At 64.6% G+C, this 20,300-nt stretch carries 19 protein-coding genes; 11 read left to right on the forward strand and 8 right to left on the reverse strand.

Annotation, left to right across the window (positions count from 1 at the left end):
* Window positions 1–41 precede the first annotated feature (41 nt).
* The gene (locus tag AC0L3S_RS01545; RefSeq protein WP_007603229.1) at window positions 42–482 is read left to right on the forward strand and encodes a DUF1489 family protein; all 441 of its coding nucleotides are present in this window, start codon (window positions 42–44) and stop codon (window positions 480–482) included.
* On the opposite strand, the gene panC is transcribed toward AC0L3S_RS01545, so the two are convergent.
* Window positions 479–1,330, reverse strand: coding sequence for a pantoate--beta-alanine ligase (gene panC, locus AC0L3S_RS01550; RefSeq protein ID WP_473277882.1), 852 nt, complete (start codon window positions 1,328–1,330; stop codon window positions 479–481). The genes AC0L3S_RS01545 and panC overlap by 4 nt on opposite strands.
* 282 nt (window positions 1,331–1,612) lie before the next feature.
* Between panC and AC0L3S_RS01555 the strand changes: the two genes are divergently transcribed.
* The 4 genes from AC0L3S_RS01555 (at window position 1,613) to AC0L3S_RS01570 (ending at window position 5,408) form a co-directional block, all read left to right on the forward strand.
* Window positions 1,613–2,536, forward strand: coding sequence for a division plane positioning ATPase MipZ (locus AC0L3S_RS01555; protein WP_007603231.1), 924 nt, complete (start codon window positions 1,613–1,615; stop codon window positions 2,534–2,536).
* 345 nt (window positions 2,537–2,881) lie between these two features.
* On the forward strand, window positions 2,882–3,742 hold the full coding sequence (locus AC0L3S_RS01560; protein ID WP_473259477.1) for an alpha/beta fold hydrolase: 861 nt from the start codon (window positions 2,882–2,884) through the stop codon (window positions 3,740–3,742).
* A 121-nt stretch (window positions 3,743–3,863) separates the two neighbouring features.
* Entirely contained in the window at window positions 3,864–4,613 is a 750-nt protein-coding gene (locus tag AC0L3S_RS01565; RefSeq protein ID WP_473259479.1) for a vWA domain-containing protein, read from the forward strand.
* Between the two features lie 69 nt (window positions 4,614–4,682).
* A complete protein-coding gene (locus AC0L3S_RS01570) occupies window positions 4,683–5,408 on the forward strand; it encodes a DnaJ domain-containing protein (protein WP_473259481.1) in 726 nt (241 codons plus the stop codon).
* Window positions 5,409–5,632: 224 nt separating this feature from the next.
* On the opposite strand, the gene AC0L3S_RS01575 is transcribed toward AC0L3S_RS01570, so the two are convergent.
* Window positions 5,633–7,471 (reverse strand): serine hydrolase, encoded by a 1,839-nt coding sequence (locus AC0L3S_RS01575; protein ID WP_473277884.1) that lies wholly within the window; start codon window positions 7,469–7,471, stop codon window positions 5,633–5,635.
* Between the two features lie 387 nt (window positions 7,472–7,858).
* Between AC0L3S_RS01575 and AC0L3S_RS01580 the strand changes: the two genes are divergently transcribed.
* The gene (locus tag AC0L3S_RS01580) at window positions 7,859–8,197 is read left to right on the forward strand and encodes a phasin family protein (protein ID WP_007603238.1); all 339 of its coding nucleotides are present in this window, start codon (window positions 7,859–7,861) and stop codon (window positions 8,195–8,197) included.
* 73 nt (window positions 8,198–8,270) lie between these two features.
* Here the strand turns inward: AC0L3S_RS01580 and AC0L3S_RS01585 are convergent, their stop codons facing one another.
* Window positions 8,271–9,572: a vWA domain-containing protein gene (locus AC0L3S_RS01585; protein ID WP_473277885.1), complete on the reverse strand. Its 1,302-nt coding sequence runs from the start codon at window positions 9,570–9,572 to the stop codon at window positions 8,271–8,273.
* Between the two features lie 486 nt (window positions 9,573–10,058).
* On the opposite strand from AC0L3S_RS01585, the gene clpS reads away from it, so the two are divergent.
* The 3 genes from clpS to AC0L3S_RS01600 all read left to right on the forward strand — a co-directional run bounded on the left by clpS (window position 10,059) and on the right by AC0L3S_RS01600 (window position 13,719).
* Window positions 10,059–10,391: an ATP-dependent Clp protease adapter ClpS gene (gene clpS, locus AC0L3S_RS01590; protein ID WP_018455182.1), complete on the forward strand. Its 333-nt coding sequence runs from the start codon at window positions 10,059–10,061 to the stop codon at window positions 10,389–10,391.
* Between the two features lie 295 nt (window positions 10,392–10,686).
* Window positions 10,687–13,092, forward strand: coding sequence for an ATP-dependent Clp protease ATP-binding subunit ClpA (gene clpA, locus AC0L3S_RS01595; RefSeq protein WP_275167959.1), 2,406 nt, complete (start codon window positions 10,687–10,689; stop codon window positions 13,090–13,092).
* An 81-nt stretch (window positions 13,093–13,173) separates the two neighbouring features.
* Entirely contained in the window at window positions 13,174–13,719 is a 546-nt protein-coding gene (locus AC0L3S_RS01600) for a cupin domain-containing protein (protein ID WP_473259487.1), read from the forward strand.
* A 46-nt stretch (window positions 13,720–13,765) separates the two neighbouring features.
* Here AC0L3S_RS01600 and AC0L3S_RS01605 read toward each other — a convergent pair whose 3' ends face one another.
* The 5 genes from AC0L3S_RS01605 to AC0L3S_RS01625 form a co-directional block, all read right to left on the reverse strand.
* The gene (locus AC0L3S_RS01605; RefSeq protein WP_473277886.1) at window positions 13,766–15,187 is read right to left on the reverse strand and encodes an MFS transporter; all 1,422 of its coding nucleotides are present in this window, start codon (window positions 15,185–15,187) and stop codon (window positions 13,766–13,768) included.
* Window positions 15,188–15,335: 148 nt separating this feature from the next.
* Window positions 15,336–15,560, reverse strand: coding sequence for a hypothetical protein (locus tag AC0L3S_RS01610; protein ID WP_473277937.1), 225 nt, complete (start codon window positions 15,558–15,560; stop codon window positions 15,336–15,338).
* Between the two features lie 24 nt (window positions 15,561–15,584).
* Window positions 15,585–16,610 (reverse strand): aldo/keto reductase, encoded by a 1,026-nt coding sequence (locus tag AC0L3S_RS01615; RefSeq protein WP_473259494.1) that lies wholly within the window; start codon window positions 16,608–16,610, stop codon window positions 15,585–15,587.
* Window positions 16,611–16,726: 116 nt separating this feature from the next.
* The gene (locus AC0L3S_RS01620; RefSeq protein WP_473277888.1) at window positions 16,727–16,963 is read right to left on the reverse strand and encodes a hypothetical protein; all 237 of its coding nucleotides are present in this window, start codon (window positions 16,961–16,963) and stop codon (window positions 16,727–16,729) included.
* A 98-nt stretch (window positions 16,964–17,061) separates the two neighbouring features.
* Window positions 17,062–18,018: an AraC-like ligand-binding domain-containing protein gene (locus AC0L3S_RS01625; protein WP_473277889.1), complete on the reverse strand. Its 957-nt coding sequence runs from the start codon at window positions 18,016–18,018 to the stop codon at window positions 17,062–17,064.
* 197 nt (window positions 18,019–18,215) lie between these two features.
* Between AC0L3S_RS01625 and AC0L3S_RS01630 the strand changes: the two genes are divergently transcribed.
* Both AC0L3S_RS01630 and AC0L3S_RS01635 read left to right on the forward strand, forming a co-directional pair.
* The gene (locus AC0L3S_RS01630; protein ID WP_473259500.1) at window positions 18,216–19,232 is read left to right on the forward strand and encodes a carbon-nitrogen hydrolase family protein; all 1,017 of its coding nucleotides are present in this window, start codon (window positions 18,216–18,218) and stop codon (window positions 19,230–19,232) included.
* A gap of 27 nt (window positions 19,233–19,259) precedes the next feature.
* A complete protein-coding gene (locus tag AC0L3S_RS01635) occupies window positions 19,260–20,300 on the forward strand; it encodes a phenylacetaldoxime dehydratase family protein (RefSeq protein ID WP_473259502.1) in 1,041 nt (346 codons plus the stop codon).

Genomic DNA, 20,300 nt, shown 5'->3' on the forward strand with positions numbered 1-20,300 from the left:
TCGGCATTCCAAATGGGTGGCTGCCCGGCTAATGCTGGGGCATGCCACTACATCTGATCAAGCTCGCCGTCGGCTGCGAATCCGTCAAGGAATTGAAGGAGTGGACCGCCGAACGGATGCAGACCGCCAAGAAGAAGGGTCTGCCGCAACATCACATCCACATCACCCGCATGGTGCCCAAGCGCGACGCCGAGATCCTGTCGGGCGGGTCGCTCTATTGGGTGATCAAGGGCGAGGTCGCCGCGCGCGAAAAGATCATCGGCATCGAGCCGTTCCGCGACAAGGACGGCATCGGGCGCTGCCGGATCGTGATGCAGCCGAAGGTGATCCCGGTGTCGCCGCGGCCGATGCGCCCGTTCCAGGGCTGGCGCTACCTTGCCGACGATTCGGTGCCGCCCGATCTCGGCAAGTCAGCCGCCGGCTCGATCGCGGCGATGCCGGAGCCGATGCGACGCGAGCTGCGCGATCTCGGGCTGCTCTAAACCGCGAGATTGTCGATCAGTCGGGTCGTGCCGAGCTTGGCCGCGACCAGGATGCGCAAGGGGCCGTCCTTGCGCGAGATGACAGGCGCCAGGGTCGTTGCATGGCGCACCTCGAAATAGTCGAGCTCAAAGCCGGCCGCCGTGATCATCGCAGCACCGCGCGCCATTGCGGCCGTGACCGCTTCGCCGGCACGGATGCGCCCGGCGCTCTCCTTCATGGCGCGGTACAGCGTGGTTGCTGTCTGCCGCTCCTGTGGTGACAGGTAGACGTTGCGCGAGGACATCGCGAGCCCGTCGCGCTCGCGCACGGTGCGGGAGCCGATCACCTTGACGCCGAGGTCGAGGTCGCGGGCCATCTGCGCCACCACACGCAACTGCTGGAAATCTTTCTCGCCGAAGATCGCGACATCCGGCCGGCACTGCGTGAACAGCTTGCCGACGACGGTGGCGACGCCGCCGAAGAAATGCGGGCGGAAGCGGTCCTCGAGTCCGGCCAGCGCCGGTCCCTCCGGTATGATGCGGGTGGCAAAGCCCTCCGGATACATGGCCTCGGCGCCGGGATGCCAGACGACGTCGACGTCCTCGGCGGCGAGCCTGGCGAGATCGGCCTTCCAGGTTCGCGGATAGGCGCCAAAATCCTCGGTTGGGGCGAACTGGGTCGGGTTGACGAAGATCGACACCACGACGCGGCTCGCGCGCCGCCTGGCCAGGCGCACCAGCGACACATGGCCGTCATGGAGCGCTCCCATGGTCGGGACCAGCGCGATCGTGGCCTTTCGCTTGCGAAGATTGTCGACGGCGCGTCGCAAGGTGGGGACCGTGCGGGCGATCAAGGGGCTGCGTGACATCAGAACTCGACGGGGTTGGGAACCGGCGGCCGCGTCCCGGCGCCCGGCAGGCTAACCTTAACAAGCGGCGACGATGGACGCCACGCATCCGGATGCGGCACAGCATCCCGCGCAATGCCGCGCAAGCGGTCGCGACATTGTGGGCTGGATCACAGACGCGAAGCGGCGCGGCGATTCATCATGAAGGACGGCGCGCCGCGATTCGTATTGCCTGTCACGCATTTCACTTGACCGCAGACGCGGCCAACTCGAAGATATTCGTTAGGGGTGTTGAGGATCGCGATGCTTGTGCAAGCTAGCCAAGGCCAGTCCGGCTCGGCGCATGTTGTCGTGCTCGGCAACGAGAAGGGCGGCTCCGGCAAGTCGACGACCGCCCTGCACATCGCGGTCGCGCTTCTGAAAGCCGGCCAGCGCGTCGCCACCATCGACCTCGACTGCCGCCAGCAGAGCTTTACTCACTACATCAACAACCGTTCCGCTTGGGCGCGCCGCACCAAGCTCGACCTCGAACTGCCGCTGCATCGCTGCATCAAGCTCGGCGAAACCATGCAGGTCGCCGAGAACGAGAATTCGGAGTTCCTTCAGTTCATGGAGGCGGTCTCGGCGGTCGAGAGCAGCTTCGACTTCATCGTCATCGATACGCCCGGCACCGACAGCTACCTGATGCGGCTTGCGCACTCGATGGCCGACACGCTGGTGACCCCGATCAACGACAGCTTCCTCGATTTCGACGTGCTCGGCACCGTCGATCCCGCCAATTACGCGGTGACGGGCGAGAGTCACTACGCCGAGATGGTGCGTGATGTCAGGCGCAAGCGTCGCCAGCTCGATGGCGCGACCACCGACTGGATCGTGGTGCGCAACCGCCTGTCGATGCTCGGCTCCCGCAACAAGCAGCTGGTTGCCGAGGGGTTGAAGGATTTGTCGCTACGGCTCGGCTTCCGCTACGTCGACGGCTTCGCCGAACGCGTCGTCTATCGCGAGTTCTTCCCGCGCGGACTGACCGCGCTGGACGAGATCGACGAGGCCACTCTCGGCATGCGGCCCAATCTCGGCCATCTCACCGCAAGGGAAGAGGTGACGAGCCTGCTGCGGCAGCTCAAGCTTCCGCTCGACGAGCGCGGACGCCGCCGTGCGGCCAACCGCGCCGAGTGGTTCAATCAGGTCGACAAGCCGCTCGAGGTTCACGACATCCTCGGCGCCTGAGGTGGCGGTATGTCGCTACTTCTGGTCGATCAAAGCGGCCGGTCTCCCGTGGGAACCGAGCCTGCGCTCAGCCGTTTTCACCCCGCGTTTACTGCAAAATTGAACCCGATCGAGACAGGTTGCGTCGGAAGGTGACGTGCACCCTGACGTAACCGTATGGGAACGAGGTGCCCAAGAAACGAGTGCGCCGCACAATGAAAGGGCTGATGGTTCACAATATTTAGCCTTCCTGTCACGCGGCTGTGACATATATTAGGGAATAGGCGACCAGGAGCCGAAGAGCTCCGGAAGAACACGATTTTCAACAGGGATTCAGGCCGCAAGAGCCTGAGGCTGAGGACGAAAATGAAGCGTGGAATTGCCGTTCTGGTTTCGGTCAGTGCCCTCTGCGGCGTCGCCTATTTCACGGCGAGCAAGTGGGCAATCAGGCACGAGACCATCACCTTCTACGATGCCTCGCGCGACAACCGTGCGGTGCCCGTCGATATTGCGATCCGTCGTGACAAGGAAATGCAGGCCAATGCCGGCATGATCACGATGCCGGTCGCCGTGATCAACCACGGTAACACCGTCAAGAACACCGAGTACGGCTTCCTCGCCAACATTTTCGCCGCGCGTGGCTACCTCGTCGTCAGCCCGCAGCATGATTTGCCGACCGACCCTCCGATGGTGACCAAGCCCGGTGAGATCTACGTCGGCCGGCTGCCGCAGATCCTGCGCGGCGTCGCCAACATCCATCTCGCCATGCAGGAGATGAAGAAGGTTCAGCCCAACGCCGACTACGACAAGGTGACCATGGTCGGCCACTCCATGGGCGGCGACATCACGATGTATTTCGCCAAGCAGTACCCGGATGAGGTCAAGAAGGTCGTCACGCTCGACAATCTTCGCGTGCCCTTCGTCACCGCCGGCAAGTTCAAGATCCTGTCGTTCCGCTCCACCGATCCGCAGTTCAAGGCCGACGCGGGCGTGATCCCGACCGACGAGGAATGCGAGAAGGCCGGCATCCAGGTCGTGAAGACCGAATTCCAGCACAACGACATGCGCGACACCGGTCCGGACGCTGCCAAGAACTCGATCCAGGGCATGCTCGACAAGTTCCTGAGCGTGACCGATAGCGAGGTGGCGCCGGTCGACACGCAATCGTCCCCGCCCAAGATACTCGAGCCCGGTCCGGTCGCCTTGATGGCGCCTGCCAAGAGCTGACGCCTTCCTCGTCGTCGATAGCGGTTTTCAAAGCCTCCGCCGGCTGACGCCTGCGGGGGCTTTGCACATTGACCGGGCTGCATGCGCTGACCACATTAGCCGCTCACGCAAGGGTCAAGGAATGTCCGGCGAACCCATCAAACCGCGCGGCCGCGATGCCGTCTCGGCGCAACAAGATGGCGCTGTGCCGCAGGCGGGGACCTCGACCTCGGAGGACATCGCCGCCTTCGTCGCAAACGCGCGCGCGCTGTCACCGCATGCGCCCGGTGCGAAAGGGCGGCTGATCTTCGCGCTGGATGCGACGATGAGCCGCCAGCCGACCTGGGACATGGCCTGCGCGCTTCAGGCCGACATGTTCCGTGAGACCGCCGCGCTCGGCAGTCTCGATATCCGGCTCGTCTACTATCGCGGCTTCAACGAGTGCCGCGCCACGGGATGGATCTCCGACAGCGCCAAGCTTGCGACGCTGATGGGCAAGATCGATTGCCGTGGCGGCGACACCCAGATCGGCAAGGTGCTGAGCGAGGCGCGGCGCGAGGCGGTCGCATCCGGCGTGCGCGCCGTCGTCTTCGTCGGCGACGCCATGGAGGAGAACGTCGACGAGCTCTGCGCCAAGGCCGGCGAGCTCGGCATGCTCAAGGTGCCCGTGTTCGTATTTCAGGAAGGCCATGACGCGGTGGCCGAGCAGGCCTTTCGCGAGATCGCGCGCCTAACCGGCGGCGCCTGGTGCCGGTTCGATCCGGGCGCGGCGGCGCAGTTGCGCGAGCTGTTGCGCGCAGCCGCCGCCTACGCGGCCGGCGGACGCGAGGCGCTGTTGCAATTGGCGAAGACCGCCAGTGGTGCGGCCAGGCTGATCGGCCAGATGAAGTAGCGCTGGGGCGCGGTCGGCGGGGCGCAAGGACACGATGCTTTTTGGCGGTAGGCCGACTATATTCCGGCCATGACCCTGATCGCCGGCGCTATCGCCGTTATTACCCTTTATCTGCTGCTCCAGATGTTCCGTTCGGCCAATCCGGCCGTGCTGGCACGCGCGATCAGGTTCGGTGGCGGCGTGGTGGCGCTGGCCGTCGCAGCGTTCACAGGCTTGAAGGGCGAACTGGTGGTGGCGATCCCGCTCGGGATATTCGGTGCCGGGCTCCTGGGCTGGACACCGATGGCAAACGCCGGCTTCGGCCATATCGGCGGGCTGTTCGGCGGGGGCGCGACGCGCCCGGCCGGTCAGGCCTCGCGCGTGCGCTCGCAATTCCTGGATATGCGGCTCGATCACGATTCCGGCCAGCTCGGAGGCCGGATCGTCGCCGGGCCTCACGCCGGGCGCGATCTCGATGAGTTCGATCTCGCGGCCCTGCTGGCAATGGTCCCGGCGTTCGACGCCGAGAGCGTGGCCCTACTTGAAAGCTATCTGGACCGCCGGTTTCCCGCTTGGCGTCAGAACGCGCAGGGCGACGCGGCAGGGGGGCAGCGCCGCACGGTGGCGACCGGCAAAATGACGACGGAGGAGGCCTATCAGATCCTTGGCCTGCAGCCGGGAGCGGGGCGGGACGACATCAGCCGGGCTCACAAGTCCCTGATGAAGAAACTGCATCCCGACCAGGGGGGCTCGACGTATCTCGCTGCCCGTGTAAACGAGGCCAAGGATACTCTGCTTCGCACGCATAACGGCTAACTCCGGCACCACGCTACAAACGCTCGTCCCGTGTGAGCTCTGCTTGCTCTGTTTGCCGTCGCCCCGATGCCCGCCATTGTCGGCGTGGTCGATCCCTTGCGTAAAGTTTTAACCGTAAATCCTTGACGAGAGGTTGTCGTGGAACAGCCTCGTCGGCCACCGCATCCCGAAAATGAAAATGCCCGCGCAAGGCGCGGGCATTTTCATTGGAGCGATGCGAAAGATCAGTTGCGGACGGTCATGCAGGAGATATCGGCGCGCTTCAGGGTGCGGCACACGGCTTCGGCCTGGTCGCGGTCGAGCCCGGCGAAGCGGGCGCGGTAGAGCTTGCGATTGTCTTTCGCGACGACCGGCTCGGTGAACGGGTCGGCCTTGCTGAGCAGGCCGCGAGCCGAGCTGCGCGCCGCGTCGATGCGCTGCTGGGCTTCGTTCTCGCTCTCGAGCGCGCCGACCTGGACGATCCAGCCGCTATGGGTGACGACCGGCTTCGTGGTGGCGCTCATCTGGATCGGCTGCAGCGCCGGGTCGGCTGACGCGAGCTTCGCAGCAGCCGGGGCGGGTGCGGCGGCAGTGGCGGCCGGCAATACGCCGAGGATGCCGTTGCCGCTGCCGAAGCCCGCCGGCTGCCGCGGCAGCTCGGTACGGGCGATCTCGGCCCTCGGAGCTTCCGGTTGGCTGACGACCTCGGGCTTGTTGATAAGGTCTGCACGGGCGACCACGGCGCCCGAGGTTTCGGCGACGTCGGAGCGCGACGCGACCGTGCTCGTGACCTGCGGTGCGATCTGAGCCGGGGCGGCGGAGGCGACCTTCACCGCGCCGGCCTTGACCTGGACGGTCTTGACCCGGACCGGCTTCATCGGCTCGGACGAGCCGGGGATGATCGAGAGCGGCTGGCTCAAGATCACGCCATTGGTGAGCGGCGCAGGCTCGATCTTGGATTCTGTCGGCCGAACTTCAGGCCTGTTGGGCTGAGCCGGCGGCACCGCGGCAGTCGCAGCCGCAAGCGTCGAGAGGCGCGCGGCGAGACGCGACGGGGCTGCATCGGGAGCAGGGGCAGCCGACGCCTGGACCTGCGGAGCGGAACGGGCCGGGGTATCCGACGCATCGGCAATCTCGGCAGCCGCGTCGGAGCTGTTGCGTTCGGTGACCGCGACGACGGTATGGGTGGTCACGGCCTTATCGAGGTTCTCCGCGAGCAGGTTGCGCATGATGGCGTCGCGTGAACCGCCGCTACGGCCGCCCAGCACGACGCCGATCAGGTGGCGATTGCCGCGGCGCATCGAGGTCACGAGATTGAAGCCGGAGGCGCGGGTGTAGCCGGTCTTGATGCCGTCCACGCCCTCGACATTGCCGAGCAGATGATTGTGGTTCCGGATCGACTGTCCGCGCCAGTTGAACGTCGAGGTCGCGAAATAGCGATAGTAGCGTGGGAAGCGCTCCTGGATGGCGCGTCCGAGCGTGGCCTGGTCGCGCGCGGTCGTGACCTGCTCGTCGTTGGGAAGGCCGTTGGCGTTGCGGTAAACCGTCCTGGACATGCCGAGCGAACGCGCCTTGCGCGTCATCATCTGGGCGAAGTCGTCCTCGTCGCCGCCGATCGCTTCCGCGATCACAACGGCTGCGTCGTTGGCGGAGCGGGTGACGAGACCCTTGATCGCGTCCTCGACGCGGATGGTCTGGCCGGCACGCAGGTTCAGCTTGGTCGGATCCTGATCGGCGGCGTGCTGCGACACCGGCATCTCGGTGTCGAGCTTCATCTTCCCTGACTCGAGACGCTCGAACAGCAAATAAAGCGTCATGATCTTGGTCAGCGAGGCCGGATGCCGGATCCCGTCGGGGCTCGTTGCCTGAAGCACGGAGCCGGAATTGCCGTCGACGATGATCGACGCGAATTTCGGGCTGGAACTCTCGGACACATCGCGCTGCACGCGGTGGTGCGCGGTGTGACGCCGGTGGCGCCGCGCCTCGGCAGCATCTGTGGTGAAGATGACTGCACTGGTGACCGCAAGAAGCCCAAAAACGCCAACCCGCGCCAAGCGCGAGGAAGACAAGTTTTTACGAAGCATGAAACCCCGTCCCCGTTTCTGACTTGATCACCGGCTCGTGAGGCGAAATTGTGCCCAAGGGACCCGGGATCATTACCTGCTCAGGCTGTCCTCCGCAGGTGTTCGCCGCGGGGGACGTTGGGCCTGAGCCGCTGTTCTGGCTAAGGTGATGTTCTCCAACGGCTTTCGGCCGCTTGTGGAAGCTGAACACGTCCAGGGAATCAAAGTAGGGGGCCGCGGTTTCCAAAAGCTTAAGGAACCATTGCGGGAAACCCCGGGAATTTCTGCGATTTTGCACGCAATTTTGTGCGACGCACAAAATTCTTGACTTTTTTGTGCGTTGCACTAATTGTGAGCAGAGTCAGGGAGCCGGGGCTTCCCGACAAGAGCTAGGGAAAAGGATTCCGAATGTTCAAGGTTGAAGACTTTCAAGGCTACGGGAAAGAGCATTTCGAGCAGTACGTCGCCTCCGCGACCTCGATGCAGCACGGCCTTCAGGCGATCGCCAGCGCCTATGGCGACTACACCAAGAAGTCGTTCGAAGACACCAAGTCCTTCGTCGAGAAGCTTTCCGGCGTGAAGTCGCTGGACAAGGCCGTCGAAGCGCAGACCGAATTCGCCCGTTCCGCCTACGAGTCCTTCGTCGCGGAATCGCAGAAGATCGCCGGCCTCTATAGCGACCTCGCCAAGCAGGCGTTCAAGCCGGTCGAGACCATCGTGTCGAAGTTCACTCCGGCCGCCAGCTAACGCTTCCTGACGTCCTGGAATCAAAAGCCCGGCTGCAGCAGCCGGGCTTTTTTTGTGTCGCGGCGTGTCGATCTCAGCGCGCCACGCGCAGCTTGGACAACGACGTGCCGATGTCCTTGAACACCGAGACGGTCTGATCGGCCTTCGTCACCAGATAGAATTTTTCGGTGCCGCTCGCGCAATATTGCAGCACGCTGGACGTCGGATCGCTCCCGGTGTTCACTTGCACCGTATAGATCGTGATGTTCGCCGCCTTGGCGTTGTCGCACAGCTTCTTCTGCCGCGCGTCGATTTGCCAGGCGTTGCTGTACCAGCGGTTCTGCGTGTTGAGACCGTCGGAGAGCAGCACGATCGCGTCCTTGTAGGTGTAGTTGGTGTCCTTGGCCGGCGCGTTCATGGGATCGCCGGTCGACAGTGTCATCCAGCCCCAGGCGAGGCCAATGCCCTGGTTGGTGTTGCCGGTGGGCTTCATGGCGTCGATACGGCTCTTGAGTGAGTTCCAGTCGTAGCTCAGCGGCATGATTGGCTGCAGATAGGACGAACTGCCGGTTTCGCAGTAGGAGTACTGTTCGGCCGGGAACAGCGTTCCCGCATTGCCGCTCGTGGGCGTCGTGTTCTTGGTGTCGTAGTCCTGGTCGCGGTCGACCACGCATCCCGTCCAGGTGTTGTGGTTGGCGGACCTGGTGCCGCGGGCCGCGTCCCAATCGCTGAAATCGACCCAGTACTTATTGTAGTTGCTGGCGCCGACGTTGACGTCCTTGGCAAACGGAACAATCGAGATGTAGACGTCGCCATTGGACTTGGCGAGCGGGCTGAGCTGGTCGACCAGGCTCTTCGCGGCGGTCTGCATCGCCGCCATCTTGCCGTCGTCAGCCATCGAGCCCGTGTTGTCGAGCACCAAGGCCACGCGCATGCGCACCAGGCCCCAGGCGCTGGTAGAATCGGCGCCGACGTCGAGTGTCGGGAAACCTGCGACCTTCATGAAGGCGGTCGTGTAGGTGCCGGTGCCGGTGACCTGGATGGTGGAGCCCATGCTGGTGCTTGCGGTGTACGTGGCCGCAATGCTGACCGACGGCAGGGCGTTGGTAGCAGTGAACAGGGCATTGAAATAAGCCTGCGCCTTGGTGCTGATCTGCGACGTCGTGATGGTGCCGGACGACAGATCCTTGGAGACCATCAGCGACGTGGAATCGAGGGCCGCCTGCATTGCGGAACGAGCCTGGGCCGCGCGGCTGTAATCGATTGCAGCTCCGACGAAGCCCAAAACCGGGAGCAGCGCGATGGCGAAGATCACGGCGATATTGCCTTGTTCGGCCGCTGCAAACCGGGAGAGGTGCCGACCAACAATACGGCTGACGAGGGGCACGCGAGACATGACGATTCCCGGAAATCTGTGGCTTTGCCCGTTTTCGCGCCACGCCATTGAACGCAGGGTAAATTGGTCCGTAGAAAACCGGAGCTAACCCGCGCGAAGCGGCTGCAGCCGCGTTACGGCCGGGTTCCTGGTCAACATCTTCTAAACCGGTGGGGCGGAAGCTTTTGTCAAATCAGTCCGGATTGATTAACCTTGGTGAGGATCGCCCGGACCGGGAATCGGGACCGCCATGCCAGCATCGGCCGAGCTGTCGCACGCTTGCGGCGAGCCGGGGGCAGGCCCATATTCGGTGAGGCCGATCCGGCTTGGACCGGACCGGCTGGAAGCGGCGATCCAACAAGGCGGTACGCCTGTGCGAAGCTCCGAAGGCCGGGGCTGCGCGGCGAACCGTCATACGCTTCCGTGGGGAATTTGAACGCCTGAGCCATGCCGCAACTGTCTTCCAGACCAGATCCGTCCGCGGCCGCCGCCGCCCACGCTGCCCTGATGAGCAACGACGAGAACCGTTCCGGCGGTCCTTCCGCGCCAAACACGTCCGTCATCACCAAGGTCAAGCCGAAGACCAAGCGGCCGAACCTGTACCGTGTGCTGATCCTGAACGACGATTACACGCCGATGGAATTCGTCGTTCATGTGCTGGAGAAATTCTTCCAGAAGGACGCTGAGGCTGCAACCAAGATCATGCTGCACGTTCATCATCACGGGATCGGGGAGTGCGGCGTGTTCACCTACGAGATCGCCGAGACCAAGGTGACGCAGGTGATGGATTTCGCTCGCAAGCACCAGCATCCGCTGCAATGCGTGATGGAAAAGAAGTAAGACACAACACGTTACGGCGCGTTCGAAGCCGGTTCTTGTGCAAGTCGCAGTGTGATTGCCGCGTGATGTCTACGCGCGATGTTCGTTGCAGAGGGCAAAACTACGGAATTTCGGACCGGTGCCGATCGTGCCCAAACCGGAACGGGTTTTGCATCGAAGAATACCGCAGCTGTGCAGCCGCCTGAGTCGCGGAACCGGTCTTTCGCCGCGATCTTGTATAACTATATGTGACAAAGGTTGTTGTTGCCTGACCGGGCGATGGCGATCATGATGGTGGGGGCCATAGAGGACGCGAATGCCGACTTTTTCCCAAAGCCTTGAACAATCCCTGCATCGTGCACTGGCGATCGCAAACGAGCGTCATCACCAATACGCGACGCTCGAGCATCTCCTGCTCTCCCTGATCGACGACTCCGATGCAGCCGCCGTCATGCGCGCCTGTAGCGTCGACCTCGACAAGCTCCGTACGAGCCTCGTCAATTATCTTGAGACCGAATTCGAAAACCTGGTGACGGATGGCGCCGACGACGCCAAGCCGACCGCAGGGTTCCAGCGCGTGATCCAACGCGCGGTGATCCACGTGCAGTCGTCCGGTCGCGAAGAGGTGACCGGCGCCAACGTGCTGATCGCGATCTTTGCCGAGCGCGAGAGTCATGCCGCGTATTTCCTGCAGGAGCAGGACATGACGCGCTACGACGCCGTCAACTATATCAGCCACGGTATCGCCAAGCGGCCGGGCGTCTCCGAGGCGCGGCCGGTGCGCGGTGTCGACGAGGAGACGGAGACCAAGGGCAGCGAGGACGCCAAGAAGAAGGGCGAGGCGCTCGAGACCTATTGCGTCAACCTCAACAAGAAGGCGCGCGACGGCAAGATCGATCCGGTGATCGGGCGCAATTCCGAGATCAACCGCGCGATCCAGGTGCTGTGCCGCCGCCAGAAGAACAATCCGCTGTTCGTGGGCGAGGCCGGCGTCGGCAAGACCGCAATCGCGGAGGGGCTTGCCAAGCGCATCGTCGACAGCGAGGTGCCTGAGGTGCTGGCGGCTGCGACCGTGTTCTCGCTCGACATGGGCACGCTGCTCGCCGGTACGCGCTATCGCGGCGACTTCGAGGAACGCCTGAAGCAGGTGCTGAAGGAGCTCGAGGCCCATCCCAACGCCATCCTGTTCATCGACGAGATCCACACCGTAATTGGTGCGGGCGCGACGTCGGGCGGGGCGATGGATGCCTCGAACCTGCTCAAGCCCGCGCTCGCTTCCGGCACGATCCGCTGCATGGGCTCGACCACCTACAAGGAATACCGCCAGCACTTCGAGAAGGACCGCGCGCTGGTGCGGCGCTTCCAGAAGATCGACGTCAACGAGCCGACGGTCGAGGACGCGATCGCGATCCTCAAGGGCCTCAAGCCGTACTTCGAAGACTACCACCGGCTGAAATACACCAATGAGGCGATCGAGGCTGCGGTGCAGCTCTCTTCGCGCTACATCCACGACCGCAAGCTGCCGGACAAGGCGATCGACGTGATCGACGAATCCGGCGCGGCGCAGATGCTGGTCGCCGAGAACAAGCGCAAGAAGACCATCGGCATCAAGGAGATCGAGACCACGATCGCCTCGATGGCGCGGATCCCGCCGAAGAGCGTGTCGAAGGACGATGCCGAGGTGCTCAAGCATCTCGAGCAGACCCTGAAGCGTACCGTGTTCGGTCAGGACAAGGCGATCGAGTCGCTCGCCGCTTCGATCAAGCTGGCGCGGGCCGGCCTGCGCGAGCCGGAGAAGCCGATCGGCTGCTATTTGTTCTCGGGTCCGACCGGCGTCGGCAAGACCGAGGTCGCGAAACAGCTCGCGGCGTCGCTCGGCGTCGAGCTGTTGCGCTTCGACATGTCCGAATACATGGAGCGGCACACCGTGTCGCGCCTGATCGGCGCGCCTCCCGGCTATGTCGGCTTCGACCAGGGCGGCCTGCTCACAGACGGCGTCGATCAGCATCCGCATTGCGTGGTGCTGCTCGACGAAATCGAGAAGGCGCACCCCGATCTCTACAACGTGCTGCTCCAGATCATGGATCACGGCCGGCTCACCGACCACAACGGCAAGCAGGTCAACTTCCGCAATGTGATCCTGATCATGACCACGAATGCGGGCGCGTCCGATCTCGCCAAGCAGGCGTTCGGCTTCACGCGCTCGAAACGGGAAGGCGACGACCACGAGGCGATCAACCGGCAGTTCGCGCCGGAATTCCGCAACCGTCTCGATGCCGTCGTGTCGTTCGGCCATCTCAGCGTCGAGGTGATCGGTACAGTGGTCGAGAAGTTCGTGCTTCAGCTCGAGGCGCAGCTCGGCGATCGCGATGTCACCATCGAGCTGTCCGAGCCCGCCAAGACCTGGCTGGTGAAGCATGGTTACGACGAGCAGATGGGCGCACGTCCCATGGCTCGCGTGATCCAGGAGCACATCAAGAAGCCGCTGGCCGACGAGGTGCTGTTCGGCAAGCTCAAGGGTGGCGGCCATGTCCGCGTCGTTCTGGTCAAGGACGAGGCCGACGAGACCAAGGACAAGATCGGCTTCGAGTTCGTCGAGGGTCCGGTCACGCCGAAGCAGGAGAAGCTCCCGGGTGCCCGCAAGCGCCCGCCGGGCAAGTCCAAGCCCGGTGGCCCCGGCGGCTCGAAGGGGCCGACCAAGAGCCCGCTGGTCAAGGTTTGATCTGCACGCGAAGAATTGAGAAGGCCGGCTGAGAAGCCGGCCTTTCTTATGGGCAGTCAAATATAAGCAAGAATATCCCGTATGACCAACACGCCTTCTGCAAACTCGTCGTCGGCTTCCTCGATCCCCGCCGACGATCCCGGCCGTGCCCTGACGGTCGCCGATCCCGACGGCGCTGACGTGCCGCATATCTCTGTGGCCGGCGGCACCTACACGGTCCTGGTGTCGGGCGCGCAGACCGCAGGACGCTATTGCCTGGTCGACATGCTGGTGCCCGCCGGCGGCGGGCCCCCGCCGCACCGCCACGACTTCGAGGAAATGTTCACGCTGCTCGAAGGCGAACTTGAATTCACCTTTCGCGGTAAGTCCCACACCGTAAGTGCCGGGTCGACCGTCAACGTTCCGGCCAACGCGCCGCACGCGTTCAAGAACGTGTCCGGCAAGACGGCCCGTATGCTCTGCATGTGCACGCCAGCGGGACAGGACGAATTCTTCCTGGCGGTTGGCTTTCCCGTTGAAGGCCGCACATCGCCACCGCCGAAGCCGACCCCGGAAGAGATGGCCGAGAAAGGCAAGCTGATCGCAGCACTGCTGCCGAAATATCGCACCGAGATAGTGAAGATGTGAGGCGCGGAGGACGCAGCCGAAATCGGCCTTCCCAAATGGTCGTGCGCTATTCGCCGCGCAGACGCTGGTCGTCCTGCACCCGAACATGCTCGGCGCCGCGCGCTCCCGCGGGCGACAGCCGCAACATGCTCAGCGCCGCGCCGCAGAGCGCGAAGCCGACGCCGGTCAGCAACGCGATCCGGGTTCCCTCGATCGGATAGCGGCCGAGGAACAGCGCCACCAGCGCTGCGCCGGTGGTCTGGCCGAGCAGCCGCGCCGTCCCCAGCATGCCGCTGGCGCCGCCGGCACGCTCGCGGGGGGCGGCCGCGATCATGGTGCGGTTGTTGGGGGTCTGGAACAGGCCGAAGCCGGCGCCGGCCAGCGCCATCCGCCAGATCACGTCGAGCGGCGTGGGCGCCGCCGGCAACAAGGCGAGCGCAGCGAGGCCGCAGGCGAACAGCGTGAGGCCGATGCCGCCGAGCAGGCCGGCCGGATAATGCTCGACCAGGCGACCGGCCAGGGGGGCTGCGAACGCGACCGCGATCGGCCATGGCGTGATCAAGAGGCCCATATGCACCGCCGAATAGCCGAAGCGGCTCTGGAGGTAGAAGGGGATCGCGACGAAGGCCAGCATCTGCCCACAGAACGAGGCGATCGAGGTCGCAATCGACAGAGCGAACACCGGGATCCGCAACAGGTCGATCGGCAGCAGCGGCGAGGCCATGTGGGTCTCGCGGTAGATCAGCAGCGCGCCGGCGACGAGCGCGATGGCGAACTGCACGAGACAGGTGATCGCCGCTTCGCCATGACCGACGCTGTCGACGGCCGCGATGCCGACGCCGAAAGTGATCGCGGACAGCCCCGCGCTCTGCCAGTCGAAGGAATGGCTCGCAGGCCTAGTGTGCGGAAGGCTGCGCAGGCCCAGTACCAATGTCACCACTCCGAGCGGGACGTTGATAGCGAACAGCCAGGGCCAGCTGCCGAACGCGAGGATACCGGCGGCGAGCGTCGGGCCGACCGCGGCCGAGAAAGCAACGACGAGGGCGTTGAGCCCGATGCCGCGGCCGAGCTGGCTACGTGGGTAGGTGAAACGCACCAGCGCCGCGTTGACGCTCATGATGCCGGCCGCGCCGAACCCCTGCACGATGCGTGCGATCGTGAGCAGCGGCAGCGTGTGCGCCAGCGCGCAGAATGCGGAGGCAAGCGTGAACAGCACCAGCCCGACCAGATAGACGCGGCGATAGCCGACGATCTCGCCGAGCGAAGCCAGCGGCAGCAGCGAGATCGTGATCGCGAGCTGGTAGCCGTTGACGATCCAGATCGAAAACGCCGGGCTGGCGTCGAGGTCGGCCGCGATCGTCGGCAGCGCGACATTGGCGATGGCGCTGTCGACCACTGCCATGATGATGCCGAGCGCAATGGTGAGGACCGCCTGGCTGCGCTGCGGCTGCGGCAGGCCGTCGGCGTGCTCCATGGGGGCTGGCGACATGATGGCGGCGTGCTTGATTCGAGCCGTGGTTCGTCTCCGGGTTAGGAAATTGCGAGATGCATCGCAACCCGGCAGGATACGGGCGGTTCCTGCGCCGGGCGCGGGTCCACCGGCACCGCGGGCATGGGTCGGCACGGCCTTCGCGGGCTCACCAGCGCGAGGTCGACTTCCCGAACACGTAGAGCGCGACGAGCCCAACCGTCACCGCGGTCGAGACGATCAGGATGATGCGGTCCCAATCGATTCCGCTCCGCTCGGCGCGGTTGAGATTGAGAGCGGTGAACAGGGCCTTCATGGCAAATCGGCGCATTGGGCGGCCCTCGCGGGTGCGCACGATGACACTGTCGGCGCAGTCCGGCTTGATGCAGCTCACGCCGGACTGCGCCGGCGCCGGTCGCTACACCGGCGGCGGATTGCGGTCGGTGAAGGTGGTGCGCTGGTGCCAGTAAGGATAGGGCAATGTCACCTTGCTTGCCGCGTCGAGCTTTGCAATCTGGTCCTGGGTCAACGACCAGCCGACAGCGCCCAGATTTTCGCGCAGCTGCGTCTCGTTGCGCGCGCCGATGATCAGCGTCGAGACGGTCGGACGCTGCAGCAGCCAGTTCAGTGCGATCTGCGAGACGCTCTTGCCGGTTTCCTTGGCGACCTCGTCGATCGCATCGACGACGCGGTAGACGTGCTCGTCCGGCACGGGTGGACCGAACTCGGCCGTCTTGGGCAGGCGGCTTACGTCAGGCTTTGGCTGGCCGCGGCGGATCTTTCCGGTGAGGCGTCCCCATCCGAGCGGCGACCAGACCACTGCGCCGAGGCCCTGGTCGAGGCCGAGCGGCATCAGCTCCCATTCGTAGTCGCGCCCGATCAGTGAATAATAGGTCTGGTTGGCGACGTAACGCGGGAAGCCATGCTTGTCGGCAACGCCAAGCGATTTCATCAGGTGCCAGCCCGAAAAGTTCGACACGCCGACGTAGCGGATCTTGCCGGCGCGCACGAGCACGTCGAGCGTCGCGAGCACCTCCTCAGGAGGGGTGAAGGCGTCGAAGCCGTGAAGCTGGAACAGGTCGATGTAATCGGTGCCGAGCCGGCTCAGCGAAGCATCGATGGCTGTGAGCAGATGCTGTCGCGACGACCCAATGTCGTTGGAGCCGTCGCCGAAGCGGAACGTCGCCTTGGTCGAGACCAAAACCTTGTCGCGGCGGCCCTTGATGGCCTCGCCGAGAACGCGCTCGGATTCGCCGAGCGAATAGACGTTCGCGGTATCGAACATCGACACGCCGGCATCGAGGCAGATATCCAGAAGGCGCCGCGCTTCGGTCGCGTCAGTCGCGCCCCACGCGGCGAGGCGTCCCACGCCGCCGAAGGTGCCGGTCCCAAGACTCAAGGCGGGCACCATGAGGCCCGAGCGGCCCAAGCGTCGGTATTCCATCGATTTGCTCCTCGGCTGGCCGCTGATTGATCCCCGCGACCTCTGTGCAGGATGGTAAAGCAAGCGTGCGCAGTGTCCTACGCCGCGCTCACATACCGGCCTTGCTGGGAAACGGCCTAGTCGTGCAGACGCATGTCATCGAATGCTGCGTCAGTCACGCGCGGGCCGGCCGCCGTTGTCGGAAGCCGAGCGGCGTCCCTCGTTGCTGGTGAGGGAAGGCAGGCGGCCTCGCCTTCGTGCGCCTGCCGCGGCAGGACCGTCAGACCCCAGCCCACCACGACCAGCACCGCGAGTCGGATCGCGATCACGCCGAGCAAGACCTCCGATCCGCTTATGGTGGCGTTGGTTCTCATGTGCAGAGCCTGATCCCGACGGCAGCACCTGACAATCTGGAATTCACGAGCATGGCCTTCGCCTGAAGCGAAGGCTCGGGCCATTGGCTGCCCGGACGTCAATGCCGCGACTGGCTCTGCCGGAAGTCGCGCGGTGACATCCCGAAATGCTCGCGGAAGACGCGGCCGAAATGCGAGAGGTCGTTGAAGCCCCAGGCGAAGGCGATCTCGCTGATGTGGCGGTGCGCGAGCACGGGGGAGGCGAAGTCGCGCCTGCATTGAGCGAGGCGCTCACCCAGCACGTAGCGCTGGAACGAGGTGTCCTCGTCGGCGAGGAGATCGTTGACATAGCGGGACGAGATGCCGAGTGCCGCCGCGGTCTCGGACAGTGAGAGATCGGGATCGGCAAGATGAGCCCGGATGTGCGCCTTCAATCGGTAGAGCAGGGCGGAGCGATGCGTCGAGGACGGCAGCGGTGTCTTGCCCAGCCGCTCCCCCAGCGCCATCGCCAGGACATCGACGGCCTGTTCCGACAGAGCGGCGGCGTGGTGCGGATCGATCTGATCCGCGCTCTGGCAGAGCCGGTAGATGAAATCGTAGGCGATCCGCTGCAGTGGCGAGTCCGGTCCGAAAGCGCTGGCGGTTAGGGTTTCAGTCGCACCGAGCCGGCGCTGCAGCATCTCGCGCGGCACCTTGAAGATGGTCTGCGTGAAGGTGCCGTCGAATTTCAGCTCGTAGGGCCGGGTGGTGTCATAGAGCGCAAACTCTCCCGGATGCACCACCGCCTCGCGCCCGTCCTGCACCACGGCGCCGGCGCCGCGATTGCCGAGCGCGATCAGGATGAAATCCTGATCCGAGCGCGCGATGCGCGACGGCGTGCGCAACACGTGCTGACGGTCGGAGCAGACCTCGGAGCATTCCGCCTTGCCCAGTGACGCCCGGGTGACCGAGCCGCGAAAGGCGCTGCCAAGATCGGACTTGCAGTCGAGCCCGACGAAGACGTCGCAGACGATATCCTGCCAAAGCGCAAGCCGACGGTGGCCTGGGCTGTCGTCCGTGGTGAACTGGATTGGCATCTGCAGAGCCTCCCTTTCACATCCCGCAACATCGCGCGTTGGCGCAGGTCCCGCCTGGCCGGAGGCAAATCCCGTACCGGGCCGGCGATCCCGTCCGGTCGAGTTTTTGTTCCGCCGCGGTCGAGCGCCCGCCGCCCGGCTTGGTCAAATAGACTGCATCGGACCTGGCTTCCGATCAACCGGCAAGGGAGGCGGGAATGGGCATCGAACATCCGAAATACAAGGTCGCGGTGGTGCAGGCGGCGCCCGCCTGGCTCGATCTCGACGCCTCGATCGACAAGTCGATCGCCCTGATCAGGGACGCCGCCGAGAAGGGCGCCAAGCTGATCGCCTTTCCGGAAGCCTTCATCCCCGGCTACCCTTGGCACATCTGGATGGATTCGCCGGCCTGGGCCATCGGTCGCGGCTTCGTGCAGCGCTATTTCGACAATTCGCTGTCCTATGACAGTTCGCAGGCCGAGCGGCTGCGCGACGCCGTGCGCAAGGCCAAGCTCACTGCCGTGCTCGGCCTGTCCGAGCGCGACGGCGGCAGTCTTTATCTGGCGCAATGGCTGATCGGGCCCGATGGCGAGACCATCGCAAAGCGCCGCAAGCTGCGGCCGACCCATGCCGAGCGCACGGTGTATGGCGAGGGCGACGGCAGCGATCTCGCCGTGCATGCGCGGTCCGACATCGGCCGTATCGGCGCACTGTGCTGCTGGGAGCATCTCCAGCCGCTGTCGAAATACGCGATGTACGCCCAGAACGAGCAGGTCCATGTCGCGGCCTGGCCTAGCTTTTCGCTCTACGATCCCTTTGCGCCGGCACTCGGCGCCGAAGTGAATAACGCCGCCTCGCGGGTCTATGCGGTGGAGGGCTCCTGCTTCGTGCTCGCGCCATGCGCGACGGTCTCGCAAGCGATGATCGACGAGCTGTGTGACCGGCCGGACAAGCACGCGCTGCTGCATGCCGGCGGTGGCTTCGCTGCGATCTACGGTCCCGATGGCAGCCAGATTGGCGACAAGCTCGCGCCGGACCAGGAGGGCCTCTTGATTGCCGAGATCGATCTTGGCGCTATCGGCGTCGCCAAGAATGCCGCTGATCCAGCTGGGCACTATTCGCGCCCTGACGTGACCCGGCTCCTGCTCAACAAGAAGCGATACCAGCGCGTCGAGCAGTTTGCGCTGCCGGTCGACACCGTCGAGCCCACGGATATTGCCGCGGCGGCGAGCTGATCGCCGGAATCAAGGGGAGGCACGCCTATGGAATCCGCAATTCCTCTGCATCTCGAGACCCCGCGCACGCGCCACAAGCGCGTGCCGGACGATTACCAGCCGCCGTACCCGTCCTTCGTGGCGCGCTATAAGCCTGCCGTGAACCGCGTCGTGATGGCGTATTTCGGCCTGCAATATCGCGATACGGCGCCGGCGGCTGCAACGGATAGGCTCGCCGAAATCGCGGCGCGGTTTGCCGCGGAGGGTGGGCCCACGCATTGGGACCGCGCGCAATATGCTGATCAGGCCGGCTACGAGAACGTCGTCTCGGTGGCCTATTGGGACGACATCGCTCGCTTCGACAAATGGTTTGCACCGGCGCGCGAGGCCTGGACCGGAACGCAGCGCGAGGGCATCGGCACTTTCATCGAGGTGCTGCGCCCCATTGTGGCGCGGCACGAGACGCTGTTTTCCTCGCTCGGCCGGCCCGAGGGCGTCGCCGCTATCGCCGGCGGCATGAGCGGCGAGGTGCAGGAGCACGCCTATTGGGGCGGCATGCGCGACCGCATCCCGCTGTCGCAGACCGATCCAATGTCGCCGGGCGGCAATCCCGAATTGATCCGTGACGGCGCGCGGCTACGCGTGCAGGCGCACGACAATCTCTGCCTGATCCGATCAGGCCAGGATTGGAGCGATACCGAGTCGTCCGAGCGAAAGCTCTATCTCGACGACGTCGAACCGGTGTTGCGCGAGGGCATGGATTTCCTGCGCGATGACGGCCTCGGCATCGGCTGTTACGCCAACCGTTACATGCGCGTGCTTGCAGCCAACGGGGACGCGAGTGAAAAGTCCTATGGTCAAAGCTGGTGGAAGAGCCTGGCGGCGCTGGAACGGTGGGCGGAATCGCATCCGACCCACGTCAGGATATTCGGCGCCGCGATGAAGTACCTGTCCACGCTCGGCCCCTCGGCAAGACTGCGGCTCTACCACGAGGTCACCGTGGCGGCTGCCGACGAGCAGTTCTTCGAATATCTGAACTGTCATGCCAAGACCGGCATGCTGGCGGCGGTGGAGACCGTCGCCGCTTGA

This window comes from Bradyrhizobium sp. Ken01 (assembly GCF_055807355.1).

Coding starts and splice junctions, on each gene's coding strand:
- AC0L3S_RS01545 (WP_007603229.1), top strand. CDS start 42: ATGCCACTACATCTGATCAAGCTCGCCGTCGGCTGCGAATCCGTCAAG.
- panC (WP_473277882.1), bottom strand. CDS start 1,330: ATGTCACGCAGCCCCTTGATCGCCCGCACGGTCCCCACCTTGCGACGC.
- AC0L3S_RS01555 (WP_007603231.1), top strand. CDS start 1,613: ATGCTTGTGCAAGCTAGCCAAGGCCAGTCCGGCTCGGCGCATGTTGTC.
- AC0L3S_RS01560 (WP_473259477.1), top strand. CDS start 2,882: ATGAAGCGTGGAATTGCCGTTCTGGTTTCGGTCAGTGCCCTCTGCGGC.
- AC0L3S_RS01565 (WP_473259479.1), top strand. CDS start 3,864: ATGTCCGGCGAACCCATCAAACCGCGCGGCCGCGATGCCGTCTCGGCG.
- AC0L3S_RS01570 (WP_473259481.1), top strand. CDS start 4,683: ATGACCCTGATCGCCGGCGCTATCGCCGTTATTACCCTTTATCTGCTG.
- AC0L3S_RS01575 (WP_473277884.1), bottom strand. CDS start 7,471: ATGCTTCGTAAAAACTTGTCTTCCTCGCGCTTGGCGCGGGTTGGCGTT.
- AC0L3S_RS01580 (WP_007603238.1), top strand. CDS start 7,859: ATGTTCAAGGTTGAAGACTTTCAAGGCTACGGGAAAGAGCATTTCGAG.
- AC0L3S_RS01585 (WP_473277885.1), bottom strand. CDS start 9,572: ATGTCTCGCGTGCCCCTCGTCAGCCGTATTGTTGGTCGGCACCTCTCC.
- clpS (WP_018455182.1), top strand. CDS start 10,059: ATGAGCAACGACGAGAACCGTTCCGGCGGTCCTTCCGCGCCAAACACG.
- clpA (WP_275167959.1), top strand. CDS start 10,687: ATGCCGACTTTTTCCCAAAGCCTTGAACAATCCCTGCATCGTGCACTG.
- AC0L3S_RS01600 (WP_473259487.1), top strand. CDS start 13,174: ATGACCAACACGCCTTCTGCAAACTCGTCGTCGGCTTCCTCGATCCCC.
- AC0L3S_RS01605 (WP_473277886.1), bottom strand. CDS start 15,187: ATGTCGCCAGCCCCCATGGAGCACGCCGACGGCCTGCCGCAGCCGCAG.
- AC0L3S_RS01615 (WP_473259494.1), bottom strand. CDS start 16,610: ATGGAATACCGACGCTTGGGCCGCTCGGGCCTCATGGTGCCCGCCTTG.
- AC0L3S_RS01620 (WP_473277888.1), bottom strand. CDS start 16,963: ATGAGAACCAACGCCACCATAAGCGGATCGGAGGTCTTGCTCGGCGTG.
- AC0L3S_RS01625 (WP_473277889.1), bottom strand. CDS start 18,018: ATGCCAATCCAGTTCACCACGGACGACAGCCCAGGCCACCGTCGGCTT.
- AC0L3S_RS01630 (WP_473259500.1), top strand. CDS start 18,216: ATGGGCATCGAACATCCGAAATACAAGGTCGCGGTGGTGCAGGCGGCG.
- AC0L3S_RS01635 (WP_473259502.1), top strand. CDS start 19,260: ATGGAATCCGCAATTCCTCTGCATCTCGAGACCCCGCGCACGCGCCAC.